15 protein-coding genes are annotated in these 20,536 nt (G+C 63.9%); 6 read left to right on the top strand and 9 right to left on the bottom strand.

The window, feature by feature from the left end; translation table 11 throughout:
• Positions 1–50 precede the first annotated feature (50 nt).
• Positions 51–2,633 (bottom strand): ATP-dependent RNA helicase, encoded by a 2,583-nt coding sequence (locus tag VT84_RS31225; RefSeq protein ID WP_082842278.1) that lies wholly within the window; start codon positions 2,631–2,633, stop codon positions 51–53.
• Between the two features lie 82 nt (positions 2,634–2,715).
• Between VT84_RS31225 and VT84_RS31220 the strand changes: the two genes are divergently transcribed.
• The 4 genes from VT84_RS31220 to VT84_RS31205 all read left to right on the top strand — a co-directional run bounded on the left by VT84_RS31220 (position 2,716) and on the right by VT84_RS31205 (position 8,773).
• The gene (locus VT84_RS31220; protein WP_082842277.1) at positions 2,716–4,290 is read left to right on the top strand and encodes an ABC transporter permease subunit; all 1,575 of its coding nucleotides are present in this window, start codon (positions 2,716–2,718) and stop codon (positions 4,288–4,290) included.
• Positions 4,287–5,015, top strand: a complete 729-nt coding sequence (locus VT84_RS31215; protein WP_082842276.1) for an amino acid ABC transporter ATP-binding protein — start codon at positions 4,287–4,289, stop codon at positions 5,013–5,015. Before VT84_RS31220 ends, VT84_RS31215 begins: the two co-directional genes overlap by 4 nt.
• A 65-nt stretch (positions 5,016–5,080) precedes the next feature.
• Positions 5,081–5,947, top strand: a complete 867-nt coding sequence (locus VT84_RS31210; RefSeq protein ID WP_082842275.1) for a menaquinone biosynthesis family protein — start codon at positions 5,081–5,083, stop codon at positions 5,945–5,947.
• Positions 5,948–6,118: 171 nt separating this feature from the next.
• A complete protein-coding gene (locus VT84_RS31205; RefSeq protein ID WP_082842274.1) occupies positions 6,119–8,773 on the top strand; it encodes a c-type cytochrome domain-containing protein in 2,655 nt (884 codons plus the stop codon).
• A gap of 51 nt (positions 8,774–8,824) precedes the next feature.
• Here the strand turns inward: VT84_RS31205 and VT84_RS31200 are convergent, their stop codons facing one another.
• The 7 genes from VT84_RS31200 to VT84_RS31175 form a co-directional block, all read right to left on the bottom strand.
• The gene (locus VT84_RS31200) at positions 8,825–9,733 is read right to left on the bottom strand and encodes a hypothetical protein (protein ID WP_082842273.1); all 909 of its coding nucleotides are present in this window, start codon (positions 9,731–9,733) and stop codon (positions 8,825–8,827) included.
• Between the two features lie 79 nt (positions 9,734–9,812).
• Positions 9,813–10,763 carry a cation diffusion facilitator family transporter gene (locus VT84_RS31195; RefSeq protein ID WP_082842272.1) on the bottom strand — a complete coding sequence of 317 codons (951 nt, stop codon included), beginning with the start codon at positions 10,761–10,763 and terminating at the stop codon, positions 9,813–9,815.
• Between the two features lie 113 nt (positions 10,764–10,876).
• Positions 10,877–11,641, bottom strand: a complete 765-nt coding sequence (locus tag VT84_RS31190) for a tetratricopeptide repeat protein (RefSeq protein WP_052557145.1) — start codon at positions 11,639–11,641, stop codon at positions 10,877–10,879.
• Between the two features lie 205 nt (positions 11,642–11,846).
• Positions 11,847–13,007 carry a PIN/TRAM domain-containing protein gene (locus tag VT84_RS31185; RefSeq protein ID WP_082842271.1) on the bottom strand — a complete coding sequence of 387 codons (1,161 nt, stop codon included), beginning with the start codon at positions 13,005–13,007 and terminating at the stop codon, positions 11,847–11,849.
• 76 nt (positions 13,008–13,083) lie between these two features.
• Positions 13,084–13,599 carry a hypothetical protein gene (locus tag VT84_RS41395; RefSeq protein WP_239465510.1) on the bottom strand — a complete coding sequence of 172 codons (516 nt, stop codon included), beginning with the start codon at positions 13,597–13,599 and terminating at the stop codon, positions 13,084–13,086.
• Entirely contained in the window at positions 13,548–14,303 is a 756-nt protein-coding gene (dgt, locus tag VT84_RS41390; RefSeq protein WP_239465509.1) for a dGTP triphosphohydrolase, read from the bottom strand. The genes VT84_RS41395 and dgt overlap by 52 nt, the downstream gene beginning before the upstream one ends.
• 116 nt (positions 14,304–14,419) lie before the next feature.
• Complete coding sequence (locus tag VT84_RS31175; RefSeq protein WP_082842270.1) at positions 14,420–15,670, bottom strand: PQQ-binding-like beta-propeller repeat protein; 1,251 nt, start codon at positions 15,668–15,670, stop codon at positions 14,420–14,422.
• Between the two features lie 849 nt (positions 15,671–16,519).
• Here VT84_RS31175 and VT84_RS31165 point away from each other — a divergent pair.
• Entirely contained in the window at positions 16,520–17,938 is a 1,419-nt protein-coding gene (locus tag VT84_RS31165; protein WP_082842268.1) for a tetratricopeptide repeat protein, read from the top strand.
• Between the two features lie 43 nt (positions 17,939–17,981).
• Here VT84_RS31165 and VT84_RS31160 read toward each other — a convergent pair whose 3' ends face one another.
• The gene (locus VT84_RS31160; protein ID WP_157470040.1) at positions 17,982–19,706 is read right to left on the bottom strand and encodes a GAF domain-containing protein; all 1,725 of its coding nucleotides are present in this window, start codon (positions 19,704–19,706) and stop codon (positions 17,982–17,984) included.
• A 102-nt stretch (positions 19,707–19,808) separates the two neighbouring features.
• On the opposite strand from VT84_RS31160, the gene VT84_RS31155 reads away from it, so the two are divergent.
• Positions 19,809–20,393 carry an RNA polymerase sigma factor gene (locus VT84_RS31155; protein WP_082842266.1) on the top strand — a complete coding sequence of 195 codons (585 nt, stop codon included), beginning with the start codon at positions 19,809–19,811 and terminating at the stop codon, positions 20,391–20,393.
• Positions 20,394–20,536 lie beyond the last annotated feature (143 nt).

The raw sequence follows: 20,536 nt of genomic DNA, 5'->3' as shown, positions 1-20,536 counted from the left end.
TGCTCTTTGTGCCTTTTTGTGGCCAATCTGTCTTCTGTCCTAATCCGCGGCTAAGTCCTCTTCCGCACCCCGCGAATGGCTTCTGCGGTGAGCGGGTCGTCGGGCCAACTGTGCTTCGGGTAGCGCGCACGCAGCTCCTTCCGCACGATCGGGTAGCCGTTCTTCCAGAAGCTCGCGAGGTCGTCCGTGACCTGCTGCGGGCGGTAGTTCGGCGCGAGTAAGTGGAGCAGCACTTTCACGCGCCCGCGGGCGACGCGAGGCGTTTCCGTCAACCCGAACATTTCCTGGATTCGCGCCGCGAGTACAGGTGGGCGCCCCTCCGCGTACTCGATCTGAATGTGGCTGCCGCTCGGCACTTCGATTCGTTCCGGAGCCTCACTCTCTACCATCTGAAGTTGCTGGTACGTCAATTGCCCTTTAAGGAAATCGAGCCACGGCCCGTTGCGCACATCGGCGAGTGACCGTCGGTTGCGACACAGCGCTTCGAGTGCCTCATGAAGATCCGCTGCCTCGAACGCGGGGAGTTCCAACTCGGGTACCCACGCGCGCAGGCACCGCACGCGAGTACGAAACGCTCCCGCTGCGGAGTCGGGCGGTGGCAGCACTTTTTCTAGGCGTTCTGCGGCGGCAGCGGCGAGCACGCTTGCGGCTTCGGATTCGTCGGCGATGTGCGCGTTCGTTTCGTCCAGAACGAGGTCGTTGAAGCGCGTCACCTTTCGCGCCGCCAGGCGCTCGGTCTTGTCATCAAATATTACTTCGATCCGTGTTGTTACACGCTCCGAGGACAGCCATTCGCGTTCCACGCCGGACGCGAGCCGCACGAACGAATCCGCTCCCCCAGCATCCACGTCGACGCACACGAACAGTTCCGGCTCGCTCACGCCACTCGTTTGCGCGAGCCTCACACCGCGTCCGCCCACGGTGAGCGCTTTTGTGCTCCCGGGTTCGCGCCGGCGCGCGAGACGATCCGGGTACGCGGTGAAGATGCAACGAAGAAGGGAGCTATCAGAACCTCTCCCCAACCCCTCCCCTAAAAAGGGAGGGGCTTCAAAGCCCCCTTCCTTCTTAGGGAAGGGGGGTTGGGGGTTAGGTCGTATCAGCCGTGCCAACTGATTTCGCACTTCCAGCACGCCGTGCGCCCCACCGCGATGCAGGCGCCCGAGCGGGCCATCGAGTCGGCCCCCGCGCTCGAACGCTTCGAGTGCCTCTACGCGGTCCAGCACGTCCGACACGGTGGGCGGGGCTCTTCGGACGGGCGGTCCGCTGTCAAACTCGCGCAGGAACGGGTCGCGTTCCGAGAGGAGCGCGGCGGCGAGTGCGGCGCGAGGCGCGCAGCCCAGGCGCTGACCTTCGAGAAGGAGCCGCCCGAGTCGCGGGTGAACCGGGAGCGCGGCCGCGGCTTCGCCGAGCGGCGTCAGGCCGTCGGCGTTCAGCAGTTCGAGTTGTTCGAGTAAGCGAAGCGCTTGCTGCACGGCCTCTTCGGTCGGCGCATCGAGCCACGGGAACTTGCGCACGTCGCGTTCGCCGAGCGCGGCCAGTTGAAGTGCCGCACCGCACAGGTCGACGCGCTTGATTTCGGGCACGGTCTGTTCCGGGCGCCCGCGGTGGCTCGGCTCGTCCCACAGTCGGACGCACACACCGGGAGCGGTACGCCCCGCACGGCCCGCGCGCTGATCGGCCGACGCGCGCGAAATGGGAACGAGCCGGAGCCGGTCCATGCCGACGTCCGGTGCGAACTCCATTTGCCGCGCGAGGCCCGAATCGACCACCGCGGTCACGCCGGCTACCGTCACGGACGTTTCTGCGACGTTCGTTGCTAGAACAATCTTCCGCTGATCGAGTTGCTGAAGCGCGCAGTCCTGTTGTTCGGGGGGGAGGTCGCCGTGAAGCGGCAGTACGGCAATGCCTTGTTCTCGTGCGAACGTTTCGAGATGCTCGGCGGTTTGGCCGATCTCGCGCAGCCCTGGCAGGAACGCGAGCACATCCCCGTCGCGCTCGGTGAGCACGTCCCGGACCGCGTCGGCGACCGCGAGCGGCACGGGCGTATCGGTACGGCGCGGGCGGTATTTCACGTCGACCGGGAACGTGCGCCCCGCGCTATCCACAACCGGGCACCCGCCGAAGTACGTGGACACCGCGAGCGGGTCCACGGTTGCGGACATCACGATGACTTTTAATTCCGGGCGCACGTTCTCTCGAACGAGGCGCACCATTCCGAGCGCGAGATCGGCTTCCAGACCGCGTTCGTGAAATTCATCGAATACTACGCACGCGGTTCCGTCCAAGAACGGGTCGTCGATGAGCCGACGGAGCAGCACGCCCGGGGTGACAACGAGTACCCGCGTGCGCGCGCTGGCTTTGCGATCGAACCGCACCTGGTAGCCGAACACATCGCCGATCGGTGACCCGTGCTCGATCGCCATGCGCCGCGCCGCGGCACGAGCGGCGACGCGGCGCGGTTCGAGCATCAGCACGAGGCCGGTCCCCGCGAGCCCACTTTCCACGACCGCGGGCGGCACGCGGGTGGTTTTGCCAGCGCCGGTGGGGGCACGCAGCACCGCGGCCCCGTTCGCGCGGAGCGCGGCGAGTAATTCGGGTAGCGCGTCGTCGATCGGGAGTGCGTCCTTCGGCATACCACAAGTTTAGTGGTGCCCCTTCGGGGGGCGCTGCTATACCACTCTGAATCGAGCTTTCACCCACAGGAGGTCCGCCAAGGTGAACCCACGCTGGTTGCTCGTCGCTGTCGCGGCGCTGGTCCTCGCGCCGCCGGTGCCCGGTCAGGAGAAGAAAGACAAGAAGGAGCTGCGCTGGGGCACCGACCCGACCGGCGGCGCCCCTTACGTTTATAAGGACGGTGATACGTTCGTCGGGTTCGAGGTGGAACTCGCGGAGTACCTCGCGAAAGAAATCGGCCGCACCAGCAAGATGGTCACCGGTGACTGGGACAAGCTACCCGAACTCCTCGGCAAACCCGCAGACGACGATAGTATCGATATCGTTCTGAACGGTTACGAACTCACCGAGGATATGGAGAAGAAGTACCCGTCCACGGTGCCGTATTACGTCTACAAGCTCGGCCTCATCATTCACAAGGATAGCGCGGAGAGCATTTCGGGTTGGAGTGATTTGAACCGCGAACAAGGTGGGGACGGAAATAAGCGAAAGACTTCCATCGGCGTACTCGGTGGGTCCGCGGCTCACAAGTACATGAAGGGTAAGAGATTTGGAGACAAGATCGATTTGGCAATCAATCCGGACGTAGCAACGGTTATTGGGTTGGTCGAGCAGAAACGCCTCGATGCGACCGTTCAGGACACGCCGGCCGCACTCTATTACATCAAGAACGGCAAAGAACTAAAGCTCGCGGACGAACCTCGCAAAGCGGGGTTCTACGTCATTCTCACGCGCCCCGCGGACAAAGAACTGCGCGAACAACTCAACGCGGCGATCAAGAAAGGCATCAAGGACGGTACGCTGAAGACGATTTACGAGAAGTACGGCTTGTGGAACGCGGACCAGGAACGGTTGCTCTACTGGACCGAGCAACCGTGGCCGCCACCGTTTCCGGCTGAAGACGAGAACGAAGAGGAGAGCGGAGGTGAGAAGGGGAAAGTTGATTGGGGCAAATTGACGCTGGAATTGCTCCGCGCTGCGGGCATGACCGTTTTCCTCGCGGCCGCGTCGTTCCCGATTGCGATGCTTATCGGGATGCTGGTCGCGCTCAGTCGCGTTTACGGGCCTGCACTGATTCGATTTCCTTTCGGTCTGTACGTCGAATTTCTGCGTGGCACACCGCTGCTGCTGCAGTTGTATTTCGTGTTTTACCTGCTCCCACCCCTGGTTCAGCAGGTCTTCGGCGTGAGCTTCAATCTCACGCCGATTCAGGCCGGCATTCTCGGGCTGGCGATCAACTACTCGGCCTACGAAGCGGAGAACTACCGCGCCGGGCTTCTCGCGATCCCGCGGGGGCAGATGGAGGCGGCGCTCGCGCTCGGGATGAACCCGCTGACGGCGCTCCGCGTGGTGATCGTTCCGCAAGCGGTACGGATCGTGATCCCGCCCGTGACGAACGACTTCATCGCGCTGTTCAAGGACACTTCGGTGTGCTCCGTGATCCTCATCACCGAACTGACGCGGAAGTACAACGAACTCTACAACTTCAACCGCGACTATATCATTCAACTCGCGTTCATCACCGCCGGGCTGTACCTCTTGATGAGCTACCCATTGGCGATCGTCGCGCGCGTTCTTGAAAAGCGCCTGGGTAGCGTCGGAGGTGCTCACCGATGATTCGCGTTTCCAACATCGTGAAGTACCACGGCGACGCCCGGATTCTGGACGGAGCGTCCGTCGAAGTGCGCCGGGGGCAGGTCGCAGCGCTCGTCGGGCCGTCCGGCGGCGGGAAGAGTACGCTCCTCCGGTGCATCAACGGCTTGGAGGAGTTTCAGGAGGGCGAGGTCGCCGTTGGCGATTCACTGAAACTCGTGGGCGGTGCGTCGCCTCACCGCTCAACGCTGGTCGAACTACGCCGCACGGTCGGGATGGTGTTTCAGCAGTTCAACCTGTTCCCGCACATGAGCGTGCTGAAGAACGTGATGGCCGGGCCGATTCACGCCCTCGGGAAACCAACTTCCGAAGCCGAAACGACCGCGAAGAAGTGGCTGGACCGCGTCGGGCTGGGACAGAAGTTTGATGCGCGCCCGGCGCAACTTTCCGGAGGCCAACAGCAGCGTGTTGCGATCGCGCGGGCGCTTGCGGTTAACCCCACGGCGATCCTCTTCGATGAGCCGACGAGTGCGCTGGACCCGAAAATGGCCGCCGAAGTCATGCGCGTGATCGACGACCTCGCGGACGACGAGCAGTTGCAGGTCGCTATGGTCATCGTCACGCACGACATCCCGGCCGTGAAGCGGATCGCCGACGTGGTCCACCTGCTCGATAAGGGGCGGGTCGTTTATTCCGGCCCCGCCGACGAAGCGTTCACCCCCGGCGGACCGGCCGAAGCCCTGGAATGATTCACCGGGCGGTAGAGCTAGAAAGAAACGGGACGCGCGTCCCGCGTGTTAAGTAAGGAACGTTCATGAGCACTGCAACGACACAGAAGGTGATCCGCGTCGGGCACAGCCCGGACCCGGACGATGCGTTCATGTTTCACGCGCTCGCCAACGACAAGATCCCGACCGGCGATCTCAAGTTCGTTCACGAGCTACAGGACATCGAGACGCTCAACCGCCGCGCGCTGAAGGGCGAACTCGAAGTCACCGCCGTGAGCATCCACGCTTACAGTTTCCTGCTCGACAAGTACGCGCTGCTCCCCACCGGGTGCAGTATGGGCGACAAGTACGGCCCGATGGTGGTGGCGCGGAAGCCGTTCGCGGTGGCCGATCTGCCCGGTATCAAGATCGCGGTGCCGGGCACGCTCACCACGGCGTTCCTCACGCTGAAGCTGCTGTTCGAGTCGATCGGCGCGCAGGACAAGCTGACGTATGACGTGATCCCGTTCGACGAGATCATCCCGGCCGTCGCGGGCGGGAAGTACGACGCCGGCTTGATTATTCACGAGGGGCAGCTCACGTTCCAGAACCAGGGGCTGCACCTCGTGACCGACCTCGGCGTGTGGTGGCAGGAGCGGACCGGGTTGCCGCTGCCGCTCGGCGGGAACGTGGTTCGCAAGGATCTCGGCGCGGCCACCATGAAAGAGACGAGCCGGCTCATCAAGCAGAGCATCCAGTACGCCCTCGATCACCGGCGCGAGGCGCTCGATTACGCCCTGAAGTACGCCCGCGACATGGACGTGTCGCTCGCGGACAAGTTCGTGGGCATGTACGTGAACGACTGGACGCTCGATTACGGCGAGCGGGGCCGGGCCGCGATCCGCAAGTTGCTCGGCGAAGCGCACCGCGCGGGGATCATCCCGAACCCGGTCGCGGTGGAATTCGTGGAGTGACGCCCGCGGGCCGCTCGCTCTATGAGCGGCCCATTTTTGAACGCAGTTTGATCGCCCACAACTCATCGCACTTTCGTTACCCGCGCGTTACATTCGCGGTGTCGCAATCGCCGATCGGTTCTGATTCGTCGAATAGATGGCGGTTCGCGTCCCGCACGCTCGGAAGACGACATGCGCACAACTCTCCTGCCGACCCTGGCACTTCTCGCGCTCGCTTCGCCCGCACGCGCCGACGACGCGAAACAGCTCGCGCAGCAAGCCAAAACCGTGTTGAAGACGCACTGTTACCGGTGCCACGGGCAGGACGGGAGCGTCGAAGGCGCGATGAACTTCGTGACCGATTTGGGCAAACTGGTCGCGCGCAAGAAGATCGTTCCCAACGACGCGAAGGGCAGCCGGCTGTTTCGCCGCGTGGACGACGGCACGATGCCCCCGCCCGACGAAAGCCCGCGCCCGAGCGCTGCGGAAATCGCGATTCTGAAAAAGTGGATCGAGGCCGGTGCCCCTACCGGCGAAACTGACAGTGCCCACAAACAGATCACACAGGCGGACGTGTTCGCGGCCGTTCTCGCGGATCTGGAGACGCTGGACCGGCGCGCCCGGCGCTTCCAGCGGTACTTTACACTCACGCACCTCCACAACGCGGGGCTTTCGGACGAGGAACTGCAAACGTATCGCAATGCGCTCGCGAAACTGGTGAACAGCCTGTCGTGGGGGTCGAAGATCGTGAACCCGGTCGCGGTGGACGCGAACCGAACGATCCTGCGCATCGATTTGCGCTGGTTCGTGTGGGACGCGACCATCTGGAACCGCATTCTGCAAGAGTACCCCTACGGCGTCCTCGACGATTCCGTGAGCGCGCGGGCCGTAGCCGTGGGCACCGCGGCGAAACAGCCCCTTCTGCGGGCCGACTGGTTCATCGCCACCGCGTCGCGTGCGCCGCTCTATTACGACGTACTTCAACTTCCCGCGAATCTCGCGGAACTGGAGAAACAGATCCGAGTGGACGCCGCGGAGAACATCCGGCAGGAGCGCGTTACGCGGGCCGGCTTCAACGGCAGCGGGATCTCGCGCTTCAACCGCGTGCTGGAGCGCCACGACTCGGCGCAAGGGATGTACTGGCGCACCTACGACTTTGACGAACCCCAAGCGAACCTCGTTGATCGCGTGAACGGCGGGTTACTTCCGGATCGCCGCAACATTTTCGCGTTCCCGCTCGGACCGGGGGGCCTCGCGGAGAACCCGTTCCAGCACGCGGGCGGCGAAGCCATCTTCGCGCTACCGAACGGACTACACGCTTATTACTTGATAAACGCCGTCAATACGCGGCTCGATAAGGGGCCGCTCAACATCGTGAGCGACCCGAAGCGCCCGGACCGCGCGGTCGAAGCGGGCGTGTCGTGCATGTCGTGTCACGTGACCGGTATTCTCCCGAAAGCGGATCAGGTTCTCGATCACCTCGGCAAGAACCCGAAGGCGTTCAAGCGCGAAGAGGGTGACGTGATCCGGGCGCTGTTCCCCGGCAAGGACGCGGTGCTCAAACTGATGGAAGCGGACGCGAAGAAGTACGCCGAAGCCGTTGCGAAAACGGGGGCGAAGGTGAGCCGGTTCGAGGCCGTCAGTACCATCACGCAGAAGTACGAAGCGGATGTGGATTTGGTCACGGGTGCCAGTGAAATTGGGCTGACGGCCGACGAGTTCCGCGGGCGCATCAGCCAATCGGAGCTTCTCGTGAAGCACGTCGGCCCTCTGCGTGCGGGGGGAACTGTTACCCGGCAACTCTGGGTGCAGGCGTTCGGCGATATTGTGCGCGAGCTGCAACTCGGTGGACTGTACCAAGCCAATTTGAACGGCCCGACACTAAAGGACAACACCGGCGAACTCGACCCGCTCGAAGCACGTGGGGATTCGGCCAATCAATGGGCGTTCACCCCGGACGGGCGCCGGGCGATCGTTGCGAGCGGTGACCGCAGCGTGCGCTACTTCGATGTGGAGGGCCGGCGCGACCTCAAGCGGTTCGTGGGGCACACCGCGAGCGTATGGGCGGTCGCGCTCTCTGCGGACGGTAAGTGTGCCGCGTCCGGTGGGATGGACGGCACGGCCCGCGTGTGGGATCTGGCGACCGGCCTCGAAATCGCGAAGTTCACCGACCACACGAGTCTCGTGAGCGCGGTCGCGTTCGTGCCGAATGGAAAATGGGTCGTGTCCGGGAGCTTCGACGGTACCGTGGCGTACTGGAAGACCGCCGATAGCAAAGAGGGCTGGCGCGTCGAGAAGCTCGGACTCGTTACCGCGCTCGCCGTGGACCCGCACGGGAAATTCGTGGCGGCCGCGACCGAAAACGCGCTCGTGATGCTCGACCTCGCCACCGGCACCGAACTCAAGCGCTACGGCAACTTCACGTCCCCGCTCTCCGCGATCGCGATTAGTCCCGACGGTCAGTGGATTGTCGCCGGCAACGACGCGGGCACGGTCCGCGTGTGGCAACTGGGCGACGAAAAGGCCCGATTCACGCTCACCGGGCACGAGGGCGGCGTCCGGAGCGTTGCAGTCAAAGATGGCGGGCGCTGGGTACTCACCGGCGGGGCGGACCGCACGCTACGCCTCTGGGATACGTCCGCCGCGAAGCAAGAGGTTCCCGTGTTCCGCAAGCACGGCGCGAGTGTGACGGGGACCGCGTTCCTAGGGAACGGCACGCAGACCGTTTCCGGCGACCGCGACCTCACCGTGTTGCCCTGGAAGATCGACAAGTTCATCGGCGCAGCGCCGGCCCCAAAGGTAGAAGCCCCCAAGACGCCGGACCGGATTCCTTACGCCGAGCCGTAAGCACTCACGCGCACCAGTAATTTGAGATTTAAGCGAACCTCGGGCGGCGGGCTAATTGTGCTTCCACTTTTCGGAATGGTGGAACCAGTAACAGCTACAGAACCGCCACTGGCACTTCCCGGTGGCCAAGTCAAACGCCTCCGCGTACATACCGTGCGACTCGGCGCCAAACACGAACACGGTACCGTCTTTTTCGCGGACCTCGACCCAGTGGTAGCCCTGGCCCCCGAGAAAATCGCGGTCGGTTCCCCACACGTCCGCCTTCCAGGTCGATTTCCCGCCCCGGCCCTCGAACCCCGCGATTTCAAATGCCTCCCCGCATACGGCCGTGTACCCCGCGACCGCGGACCGCTTCTCCCCGACCACTCCCGCGAACGAGTTGCTCAATTCGTCGAACGTGTCACTCGGAAACTCGACCGTTCGGCCCCCGACTGAGTACACCCGTTTCCCGTCCTTCTCCTCCATTTCGGCCCCGTCCGGAACCAGGGCGCCGGACTTTGATTCCCGGCACTTGGGTCCGGTGTCGCTCCCTATGAACGCATGGTGTTGCCCCGGGAACAGGTCCACGTCCGTGATGCCCCGTGCCCACCACTCGGGGACGGGGGCCTTGGTCCGCTCCTTGAAAAAGGCGACGAATTTACCGAGTTCGGTGGGATCGTAAATGTCGTTTGTGCGCGGCATCAGGGGCTTGGGCCGCTTGGCGGGCTTGGTGTAGGTTTCCCAAGCGGCTTGGAGCGCGATACCGGTGACCTCGTCCTTGGTTAGGTCTGCGAACCCTTGTCGCCCGACCTTCTCGAACAGCTTCTGGTAAGCCCCGGCTTTGTCTTTGGACGATGTGGCCTTCAGAACGTCCCCGCGGAGCGCCTTGGGGGTGTCGTCCGGGTCCGCGGGGAACGCGGTTCCGAAGCCCGTTAAGCAGAGCAGGCCCAAAACAGTGGTCAGCGCGCACGCCGGCGTCATGGATCGCCTCAATGTCGTGACGGTTTGGACCCAGAATAAGCTGCCGTCTATCGGCCTGCAGCCTCAAAAATTAAGGCGTTCACGGTACGTGCGGAGTTGTGGGCGGAGGGGGAAGTGGTTCTTCGCCGAGTCGCTGGAGGTACTCCGGCTCCCACGACTCCTGCTCGTCTACCGGCTCAACGTGAATCGTCACCGCCACTTCCGGCATCGCGGCGACGAGCGCGTCTTCGAGTTTCGACGCGATCTGGTGCCCCTCGCGCACGGAAATGTCACCGTCGACGAGCAAGTGAAACTCGATGAATCGGCGCGCCCCGGACAGGCGCGTGCGGAGCATGTGGAAGATCGCCCCTTCTGGGAGGTTCGCGCGGATCACTTCGCGGATGCGGTCGATTTCGTCGCGCGGGATCGCGTGGTCCATGAGGCCGTCGAACGACCGGCGGATCAGCCCCCACCCGGTCCAGGTGATGTGCAACCCCATGATGATCGCGAGCAACGAATCGAAGAACGTGAGTTTGGTCGCGTAGACGAGTGCCAGCCCCACGAGAACGCCGACCGAGGTCCACACGTCGGCCATGAGGTGCTGGCCGTCCGCTTCCATCACGATGGACTTGTGAACGCGCCCGTAGTGGAGCAGCACCCGGGCCACGGCGAAGTTCACGACCGACGCCCCCAGCGCCAGTCCGCTCCCGAGTTCGATCGCCTGGAGCGGTTCGGGGGTGATTAACCGCTGAACACCGTACCCAGCAGCGCCCAGACCGGCAACCACGATCAACACACCCTCAAGCCCACTTGAGAGGAATTCGATCTTCTCGTGGCCGTAAGTGTGCGTGGGGTCCGCGGGGCGGGAGGCGTACCACAGTGCGAAGTACGCGGTGACGGCCGCGAGCAGGTTCACCACCGATTCGAGCGCGTCGGTGAGCAGCCCGACGGACCCCGTGAGGGCATACGCCGCGCTCTTCATTCCGATGGTGACAAGGGCGGCGGCGATCGAGAGAACGACCGGCCAGTGCAGCCGTGCGAGAGGTTCCATTTTTTTAGTGTAAGAGAAGGTGTGAGGGGGCGAGCGGGTGAAGGGGTGAAAAAGCCAAGAACGTTGTGTCTTGCCTTTTCACCCCTTCACCCGCTCGCCCCTCACACCTTCTCTTATTTCCGGCCCGTCAGCTCGCCCACGCGCTTCTCGGCCTGCTTGATGTGGTCCGGGTTCGTGTCGTGTTCGACGACGGCCCGGTAGAGGTCGACCGCCTTCGTGCGCTCGTTCAGTTGGCGGTCGTAGAGCGTCGCGGCGCGGAGCCGGGCGTCGGTGCGCGACCCCTTCACCCACTGGAACGAGCGCTCGTAGTACTTGGCGGCCCGGTCGTACTGCTTGTACGCGCGGCTCTCGTAGATGTCGGCGAGCTGGTACGCCACGTCGCCGATCTTGTCCGAGTTCGGGTACTTGTCGAGCACCTCGCGGAGCAACAGTTCGGACCGGCGCATGTTCAGCACGTAGTCGTCGCCCAGCCCCTTACCCTTGTACTCCATCGCGGTCTTGTACAGCTCGTTCGCCTCGCGCACGTTCACGCGGGCCTCTAGGGTGGGGGGCGGAACGTCCTTCACGTCGAGGTTGTACGACGGCTTCCACACGAGGTGGTAGGCCATGAGTTCGCGCTCGGCCCACGCGAGGCGCTGCTTGTCGCCGGACTTGGTGTAGTGCTCGTAAAGCGCCTTGAGGCTGGCCTCGTACTCCTTGCGGGCGGCGAGGCAGCGCTCGACGAGTTGCACGTCGCTCGCGGCAGCGGCCGGCGCAGCCTCACCGGGCGGGAGGGCGCCCTTACCCGGCTCGGTCAGCGGTTTGCTCGGCTGCGCGCCCACCGCCCACGCGACAGTGCCGGCACTCAGCCCGGCCAATCCCAGCAGCAGCATGCGCATATCAAAAACCTCTCCAGGGGAGTGCGGCGTTGAACGTGTGCGTCTGTATTCGTGGCACGGGCCTCTGGCCTGTGTAAACGCTTCCACAGGCCAGAGGCCCGTGCCACCAAACAAAAAACACCAATCCAATACGGCAATAGGGAGCAAAAACAAAGAACCCACGGGTACTGCCCGTGGGTTCGCGCCGCCGGCCGGTCGGGGTGGGTCAGATCTTCGTGTCGCCACCCTTTAACGGCTCGTGCGGCCCCGACCCACTCGCCCCGCTCCGGGAGTCGCCCGGCCCGGTCAGATTCGTCGTGCTGCCGTTCCCCGGGTACGGGGTGTGCGACCCGCTCGCGCGCTGGTCCGGGCGCCCGAAGATCATGCGCCCGGCCGGGGTCTGGAGCACGCTCGTTACCACGATCGTGATGTCCTGCCCGATGAACGGCCGGCCCTGCTCGACCACCACCATCGTGCCGTCGTCGAGGTACCCGACCCCCTGACCGATCTGGTCGCCGGCCTTCACGACCTTGACCTGCATGTACTCGCCGGGGATCGCGACCGTCTTCAGGGCGTTCGCCACCTCGTTCAGGTTGATGACGTCCACGCCCTGGAGCTGCGCGATCTTGTTCAGGTTGAAGTCGTTGGTGACCACGCGGGCGCCGAGCGCCTTCGCCAGAATCACCAGGCGCTCGTCCACGCGGATGCGCTCGCCGGTCCGCAGCTCGGGCACGTTCCCGTCGTGCATCTGCAGTTCGAGCTTCGGGTTGCTCTGGAGGCGCTTCAGCACGTCCAGTCCGCGGCGCCCGCGGTTGCGCTTCATCTTGTCCGCGCTGTCCGCGATGGCTTGCAGCTCTTGCAGCACGAAGCGCGGTACGAGGAGCTTCGTGTCGATCAATCGAGTATCGCACACGTCGGCGATGCGGCCATCAATGATTACGCTCGTATCCAGCACGAGCGGCTTACCGCCCTTCACCTGTTTGGAAAATTCGACATAAGGGATAATGAACCGAAACTCGTCCTTGGTCTGCACAAACGTCGAAATCGTTACATAACAACACACGACGGTGAGCAGCACCCGGCCGAGCAGGATGAGCGGCGACCCGACCCCGAACGTCGATTCGAGAATCGGAACGAGTGCGATCGAGAACAGGTACCCGAGCAGCATGCCGAGCATGAGCCCGAAGTAGACCGCGGAGATGGTGGTGATCTGCTTCTGCTTCTCGCGCATGTCGGTGAGCAGCACCAGCCCGCCGATGGTGAGAACGCCGAGCGGCACGAGGACTTTCTTCAGAATTTGATCCGAATCCATCAGAAAGCTGAACGAAAGAACGGCCATACCGACGACGAGCGCGGCATAGGCGACACGTATCAATATCATCAGCATTTGAGTCCCCGAATATTGGTGAACGGCATCGTTTCGACCCGCACTTCGCAAAAACCGCTCACCTCAACAGGTGATTCTACAGTTCGATGGACGGCAAAAACAGGCGCCTGTATTCGAGTTGGGCGAACCGGTCCGTCATACCCGCCAGGTAGTCGCCGACGACGCGCTCCAGGCAGTCGAGCCGCGTGCGCGCCGCGGTGACCCACCCCAGGGGCGTCGGGCCGGCGATCGCGTCGGCCCCGGTCCAGCGCCGGAGGTGCTTTTCCGGGAGCAGCGCGGGGGCGCGAACGTACTCCGCGAACAGGGACTCCAGGATCCGCTTCCCGTTCGCCGTCATCCGCAGCACGCGGTGGTGCTTGTACACGCGCTCGCGCAGGAACCGCTCCAGTTCGGCCTTCAGTTTGCGCACCTCGGGGCCGAACCCGACGAGCGGCTGGCGCGCGGAACGAACGTCGTCTACGGACTTTACGCCGGCGCTCGCGAGCCGGTTCGCGGTCTCCGCGAGGAGGTCCGTCACCTGCCACGCGAGTAGCTCGCGGATCACGGCCACGCGCAGCGGCCCTTCGGACAGCCCCGGCGTGTGTACCTGCACGCGCTCCGTCGCGCGCGCCCAGAACTCGACGCGGCGCAGTTCGTCGAGCGTGATGAACCCCAGCCCGAGTGCATCATCCGTGTCGTGCGTGTCGTAGGCGATGGAGTCCACGATGTCGGCGATCTGGGCTTCGAGCAACGGCGCCCCGGTCGACCGGAACTCGGAGCACTCGGGGCGTCGCGCCGGCTGCTGTGCTGGACGAACGCCTCGCGCACTTCAAACGACAAATTCAGCCCGGGGAACTGCGGGTAGCGCTCTTCCAGCTCGTCGACCCGGCGCAGCCCGAACAGGTTGTGATCGAACCCCCCGAACGGCTTCAGGCACTCGTCGAGCGCGTCCTCCCCGGCGTGGCCGAAGGGCGGGTGGCCGATGTCGTGGGCGAGGGCGATGGCTTCCGCGAGGTCCTCGTTCAGTCGGAGCCGGCGGGCCACCGTGCGCGCGAGTTGGGTGACTTCGAGCGTGTGCGTGAGCCGGGTCCGGTGGTGGTCGTTCACGCTGGCAACGAGCACCTGCGTTTTGCCGGTCATGCGCCGGAACGCGGTGCAGTGGACGATGCGCTCGCGGTCGCGCTGGTAGAGCGACCGGTACTCGTGTTCCGGTTCGGTGTGCTTGCGCCCGCGGCTGGCCCGGGAGGGCATCGCGTAGGGCGCGAGCCACCCGTCCTCGAACGCGAGCCAGGCGTCGGTAGTGATCGGAGCTGCCATCGACCCAGAATATCACCGCCCCGGCGCACTGGCTATCGGCGGGTTCCAATAACCGCGAGGCGAATGTACCGCGCGGGGCATCCCCACGGCGCGCACGGCGTTCCCGGTACGGCGCGTCACTCGACGGTCCACAGGACGACCGAATCGGCGTCCTTCACGAAGATGCGGTTCCCGGTCGCGATCGGGTAGGCATACGTCTTCCCGGCGCCCACCTTGTAACTCGCGATCTTCTTGAATTCCTTGTCGCTCGGCTCGAACACGGTCAACTGGCCGTTCGGCGGGAGCGCGAGGAGCACGGTCCCGGCGTCCACGACGTTCCCGTACCCGCGCCCGCCCGCGAGCGGTTCCGTCCACGCGACCTTGCCGGTTTCCGCGCTCACGCAGAACAGGCTGTCAGCCGATGTCAGCCCGAACACGCTCCCGCTTTTCAGCACCGGCGTGTTGTACAGTGCCGACTGCTCTTTATTGTTCCACACTTCTTTCGCGGTGTACTCAGCGCCCTTCTTTTCGATCTTCAGTGCCCGCGTCCCGCGGTTGGACCCGGAGAAGATCACGGTTTGCCCCTCCACGATCGGCGTGGACGAGTTGTACCCGCGCCCGCCGGTCACCGGGTAGGCGCTCTTCCAGAGCAGTTTCCCCTCAGCCGCGTCCAGCCCGACGACGTTCGCCGCGGTCTCCGCGATGACGGTTTGGGTTCCGTCCACGGTCATGAGCACCGGCGAGGCGTAGGCGGTGCCGTCGCCCGTCCACTTCCATTTCTCGTTTCCGCTTTCTAACTCGTAGGCCGCGATCCCGCCGCTACTTTCGCCGCCGAACTGGGCGATCACGAGTTTGTCGACGATCACCGGCGAACTGGACGTGTGGAACCGCGGTATCCCCTTGGTTTCGACGCGCCAGAGCTTCTTGCCGCTCTCGGCATCGAGGCACGAGAGCGTGCCGTTGACGCCCAGCGTAACGACCTTCCCACCAGCCACGGCGGGCGAGCACCGCGGACCCGGGAACCCGGCGTCGGCGGTGGGTTTGAACGCCACCTCGTACTTGTCGGCCCACACCTCTTTGCCGCTCGCAGCATCCAGACACCGGGTAACTTCCGAGTTGTTCTCGCGGGTGAACACGAACAGCTTGTCGCCGACGAGTGCGGGCGTCGCAACTCCGTCACCGACGGTCACTTTCCACTTTTGGGTGAGTTCCTTGGGCCACGTTTGCGGCGCTTTGAAGTCGGTGGCCCGACCGTCGCGGTTGGGTCCGCGCCACTGCGGCCAGTCCCCCGCGCCGAGTGTCGCGAGGCTCGCAAACAGCGCACCGACCGCGCACGCGGAGGTGAGTACGAATCGCCGGTTCACGGACCGCAAAAGTGTGCGTGGCATGTGTGGAGGCTCCGGGCCGAACGAGAGCGAGAGGTGATTCCCGCGCTCATCCTAACCCCGAACCGCCGCAATTGGTTCTGAAAATAGCGTGAGACGTGGCGAGTGGACTGTTACCCAGGTTGTCGTAAGGCCGAGGCGCTTAATATTGCGTTTTCCGTGATGACGAGACGATACAATCTTGGGATTTCGTTTACTCGCTTTCGGTCGCCCCATGTCGAACGGGTCTGTCCTCGAACTCGAAACGTTGCCCGCAATTCACCCGCGCTGTGGTTTGGCGCTCCTCGAACAATGTGCGACGTCGGCGATCCTGCGCTTAAGTCTTGACCCAACTGCCCTCCCACCGGGTACGATGAATAGGGCGGTCGCTGTTGATTGGCTCGCTCGGCCCGGGAGCGGGGCAGCGGTCCAGGAGACACGAGGCGTCGGGTGGAACGGACTTGTGAAGTTCGCTGGTGATTTGGCTGTTCAATGGAATGTTGCCGTTCCGCCGCAAGACATTACCGAACAAGCGGCCATTGCGGTAATGGCGCTGCTGATTCACAATCTGGCTCGGGGAGAGATTCTTCGAGTTCTTCCGATCGGGAGTGGCGGGGATTACTCGGTTCAGGTGAGTGGGTTGAAGAGACCGATCCAGGCCGAAAGCAGCGGCATCCGATCGGACCCTAGTGGTTCGCAGTCGCGTGCCAGACTGGGCCAGAAAAAGCTCCAGGTGTTGACGGTGTGTCGGGCGGGGTTCGCGGCGGTCACCACTTTCGCTCACGCACCAGGAGCCAATGTCCACAGTTATCTCCATTACGTTTGCAAGAAACCTCGCAAGAGGAAAAAGAAGCGGAACAAGAAGGCGAACCCGTGACGAGCGTTTTTTTGAGTGAAACGAGTGAGCCGGCTACGCTTGCTGCGGCCGAGGGCCAAGCGGCACTCGGCGTGGGCGACACCGCGCTCGCTCGGCAGAAGTTCGCCGAAGCCGGGGCGATTCTCGAACGAGATATGAAAGCCCACCGCGGCGGTGGCGAGAAACAATTCCTTCGGTTCCTGGCCGCGACACAATACTACAAAAGTGGCCACTATCAAAAGGCCCAGGAACTCGCGTCGAAGATCGAAGCTCGCGTGCTCCCGCAGAACGTGCGCGGCCTACTGCCGCAATTCCTGAAAGACGTCAAGGAGCGCACGTCGCCGGGCTACGGAGCCGGGGTCCAACAAACGCTACTGAGGCAGCAACAAGAGCGGCGCCCCAACGACCTGCTTCGCACACTTCAGGACCACCCGTATGTCCTGAAACCGGGCGTTATGGCATTTTTGCGTGCTACTGCGTGCGAAACGATCGGAGATTTTCGAGCCGCGGCGCTGTTCTTCCGCACCGCACAAAAGTATTCCCCTGATGATCGCTTAGCCTTGTATTTGGCAACGACGACTGTCCCCGTTTATTTGGCTACTCATCATTACGAAGCGGAAGCCCAGAAATATACGCAACATCAAGTCGAATTGCTTCCGCACCCGGTGACTTTTGTTACCGCTGCCGTTGTTGCATTTTGCCGCGCAACGAGCACCGTTCCGTTCCGGCGTGGCGATCTCGAACAACAGGTTCAATACCTCGATAAAGCGTGGGAAGGATACCAGCAACTTCCCGAGGTACAGCAAAGCGATCGCAACTTGCTTAACTACCTGGGGAGTGGTTTTGCAACCGGAGCGAGGGCGTGGGGCCACCTCGGGTCCAAAAATCGAGCAATGGAGTACGCGAATCGAGCGGTCCAATTGAAACCTGACTCCGCGCTCCCGTGGGTCGTCAGAGGGATAATTACCTACCCGGGCCAGCAATCGATTCAGGATTTCCGTGCGGCGGTTGAACGAGAGGAAACCGCCGTGACGCCGTATTACTACCTTGCGCACCACTCACTCTCTCAGAGTGATTTTCGCTCGGCGATTGATTGGTGCCGCCAGGCACTCACGCGGAACTCGAATCAACGAATTGCGGCCCAACTACAAGGCTGGCTGGCTGTATGTCAGGAGCGACTCGGGGAGAGCCGCGACACCGTCGAGGCCGCCTTCCGCAAAGCTCTCGATTCGGACCCGACACACGGAGAGGTGATCGAGAACTATCGAGCGTTTAAAGAGCCCGTGCGCGGAAGCAAGAAGGGGCACTTTTTGTCTTGGGTACCGCAGCCGATTCGCACCGAAGAAGAGGACTCACTTACGGCGCGAGAGGTGGAACTTTCTCTTCTCCGGACGCGAACGGATACTATTCGGGAAATGTTCGCTATTGGGACGTGAACGAGCAAACCGCATCAACGAGTGATCGAATTGCTTGAGGCGCTTACCCCGTTGCGCCGGCGCGGGCGGTGTCGCCCTCGGTAACGGCGCGGACGATCTGGTCCTGGCGGAACGGCTTGAACAGGACGTGGCGCATCCCGTCCGCGCGGGCCTTCACGATCGAGTGGGCCACGTCGTACCCGAATCCCGTGGTGAGCGCGACGGTCGCCGACGGGCACGCGGCTCGCAGGCGCCGATAGCAGTCGTACCCGCCCATGTCCGGCGGTTTCACTTCCTGAAAGATCGTGTCGTAGTCGGCGTCGGCCGCCAGTGCGATACCGTCCGCGCCGGTGCCGGCCGTTTCGACCGTTGCCCCCAACCGACCGAGCATCAGGTGCGCCATGCGGCGGATGCGCTCGTCGGAATCGATTACCAGCACTTGTTTGCCCAGGAGCGGCTGGTTCCCTGCCGCGGGCGCTTCGGTCATGTCGCGCCCGACCTGGGCGATGCTGTCCTTCACCTGGCGGGCGGCGCCGAGGATCTGCCGCAAGCGCACGGCCGCGTCCGGGTCAGAGTCCGCGAGCCGTTCGAGCAACACGCTCGCCCCGGTCAGCACCTCGTCGAGCGGCAGCGCGATCTCTTTGTTCACCGACTCGATCGACTGCCCCGCGGTACACACCTGTTGGGCGCTCAGCAGGTCGAGCGTGTGAAGCGCGGCCGCGACTTCCCGGCTGAAGAGTTCCGTAAACTGGAGATCGGCCGGCCCGAACCCGTTGACGCGCGGGCTCTCGACGTTCAGCGTACCGATTACGACGTCCTGGAACTTGAGCGGCACCGTCATCGAACTGCGGGCGCCGGCGGCCCCCGCGATGTAGTGCGGGTCGTCGGCCGTGTCCGGGCACAGGTAGCTCACGCCGGTGGCCGCGACGAACCCGGTGACCCCGTTCCCGGTCGGGCGCGCGAACAGCACCCGCTGCGCGGCCTCGGGCAGCATGCCGTCTTCGAGGAGCGGCCTCAGCTCGTCCGTTTTGCGGTCGAGTAACCGGACTTCGATTGTGTCGTAGTGGAGCAGGTCGTGAATGGTGCGCCGCAGGTTCGACTTGAGCAGCTCGACGCGGGCCTCGACGTTCATGTCGGTGAGCTGGTCCGCGTCCAGGCCCGCGAGTTCGCGCCCGGCCGCGTGGAGCGCGTCGAGCTTCTGCTGCTGGACCACTTGCGAGGTCACGTTCCGCACGAGCGCGGTCAACTGGCTGACCTTGCCGTCGGGCGCGATCACCGGCCGGACGTCGATTTCGATAAAGGGCTGTTCGGTGTTGGCCGGGCAATGGACACGTAGTGCGGTCGCCGCGCCGCGCCGGGCCGGGCTGAGCGGGTCCGCGGGGTCGTCGCTCTCGGTCGCGGCCGCGATCACGCGCCCGTTCGCGCTCTCGACGTGCTCGATCGAGACGCGGTCGCTCCCGAGGAAGTCGAACAGCGAGCGCCCCACCGGTTCGCCGCCCCCACCGGAGCGGAACACTGGGTTCGCCCACAACACGGTCCCGGTGGAATCGAGAACCGCCAACCCCTTTTCGATGTGGCTGATGATGAGTTCGTCGCGGTGGAACCGGTCGATCATCCCGGCGACCAGGTCGGGCGCGGCGACCACGCCCTCGAACTGTCCGGTCCGGAGCCGCTGCGCGATCTCGGCGGCGCCGGCCGACACCGGCTCCACGTCCGCGATCCCCGCGAGCGCAGCGTCGAGCGACCCGACGGACGGGCCGATGAGTAATAGTCGGGGTCGTTCCGTCACCGACACCTCCGGGGCGGCGAACCGCAGCATTCAAAGTATAGCCGGGAACCTTCCGTTCCCACAAGCGCCCGCGGTGGGTTAGACTGAAGTGGGGGAGAGTTCATGCAAGTTACATCGGCTACACTGTTAGAGCGGCTCCGCGACCCCCGCGATTCGGGCGCGTGGGAGCGGCTCGTCGAATTATATGCCCCGCTCATCCGAGTGTGGGCGGAGCGCCTCAACGTGCGCGGGGCCGACGCCGATGATCTCGTCCAGGAGGTCATGGCGGTCGTCGTGCGCCGGTTCCCGGAGTTCGTCCACCCCGAAAAGCCGGGCGCGTTCCGCGGGTGGCTCCGCGCGATCGCGGCCAACTGCGCCCGCACCGTGTGGAAGGGCCGAAAAGTTCAGCCGACCGCGCCGGGCGGGTCCGATTTCGGAACCTACATCGCGCGCCTCAAAGACCCGACCGACGACCTCGCCCGGGCGTGGGAGCGCGAACACGACCTCCACATCACCCGCAAACTGCTGGAGCGCATCAAACCGGACTTCGAGGCGCGCACCTGGGAATTATTCGGCCGGTTCGTCCTCGACGGGCTGTCCGCAGAGGAAGTCGCGGCCGAGGTCGGGGTCACCGCGAACGCCGTTTATATCGCAAAGTCCCGCGTCCTGGCCCGGTTGCGCGAAGAAGCGGGGGGACTGTTGGGTTAGGGTGTGAGTCTCAAGTTTCAAGTCAAGGGCGAAGAGCCGAACGCAATCAGTGCGTAGAATTATGAGTCGGGCCTGAATCGACACGTTGTTTGTTCTCGCGCGCCGAATGGCGACAGATCCTCCTATTTTCGTGCCATTATTCC

It is taken from the genome of Gemmata sp. SH-PL17, from assembly GCF_001610855.1.
Classification (GTDB): Bacteria; Planctomycetota; Planctomycetia; order Gemmatales; family Gemmataceae; genus Gemmata; species Gemmata massiliana.
Note: the sequence above shows the minus strand (reverse complement) of the source record. Positions and strands in the feature narration are given on the sequence as shown.

Coding starts and splice junctions, on each gene's coding strand:
- VT84_RS31210 (WP_082842275.1), top strand. CDS start 5,081: ATGAGCACTGCAACGACACAGAAGGTGATCCGCGTCGGGCACAGCCCG.
- VT84_RS31195 (WP_082842272.1), bottom strand. CDS start 10,763: ATGGAACCTCTCGCACGGCTGCACTGGCCGGTCGTTCTCTCGATCGCC.
- VT84_RS31190 (WP_052557145.1), bottom strand. CDS start 11,641: ATGCGCATGCTGCTGCTGGGATTGGCCGGGCTGAGTGCCGGCACTGTC.
- VT84_RS31200 (WP_082842273.1), bottom strand. CDS start 9,733: ATGACGCCGGCGTGCGCGCTGACCACTGTTTTGGGCCTGCTCTGCTTA.
- VT84_RS31205 (WP_082842274.1), top strand. CDS start 6,119: ATGCGCACAACTCTCCTGCCGACCCTGGCACTTCTCGCGCTCGCTTCG.
- VT84_RS31175 (WP_082842270.1), bottom strand. CDS start 15,670: ATGCCACGCACACTTTTGCGGTCCGTGAACCGGCGATTCGTACTCACC.
- dgt (WP_239465509.1), bottom strand. CDS start 14,303: ATGGCAGCTCCGATCACTACCGACGCCTGGCTCGCGTTCGAGGACGGG.
- VT84_RS31225 (WP_082842278.1), bottom strand. CDS start 2,633: ATGCCGAAGGACGCACTCCCGATCGACGACGCGCTACCCGAATTACTC.
- VT84_RS31215 (WP_082842276.1), top strand. CDS start 4,287: ATGATTCGCGTTTCCAACATCGTGAAGTACCACGGCGACGCCCGGATT.
- VT84_RS31185 (WP_082842271.1), bottom strand. CDS start 13,007: ATGCTGATGATATTGATACGTGTCGCCTATGCCGCGCTCGTCGTCGGT.
- VT84_RS31155 (WP_082842266.1), top strand. CDS start 19,809: ATGCAAGTTACATCGGCTACACTGTTAGAGCGGCTCCGCGACCCCCGC.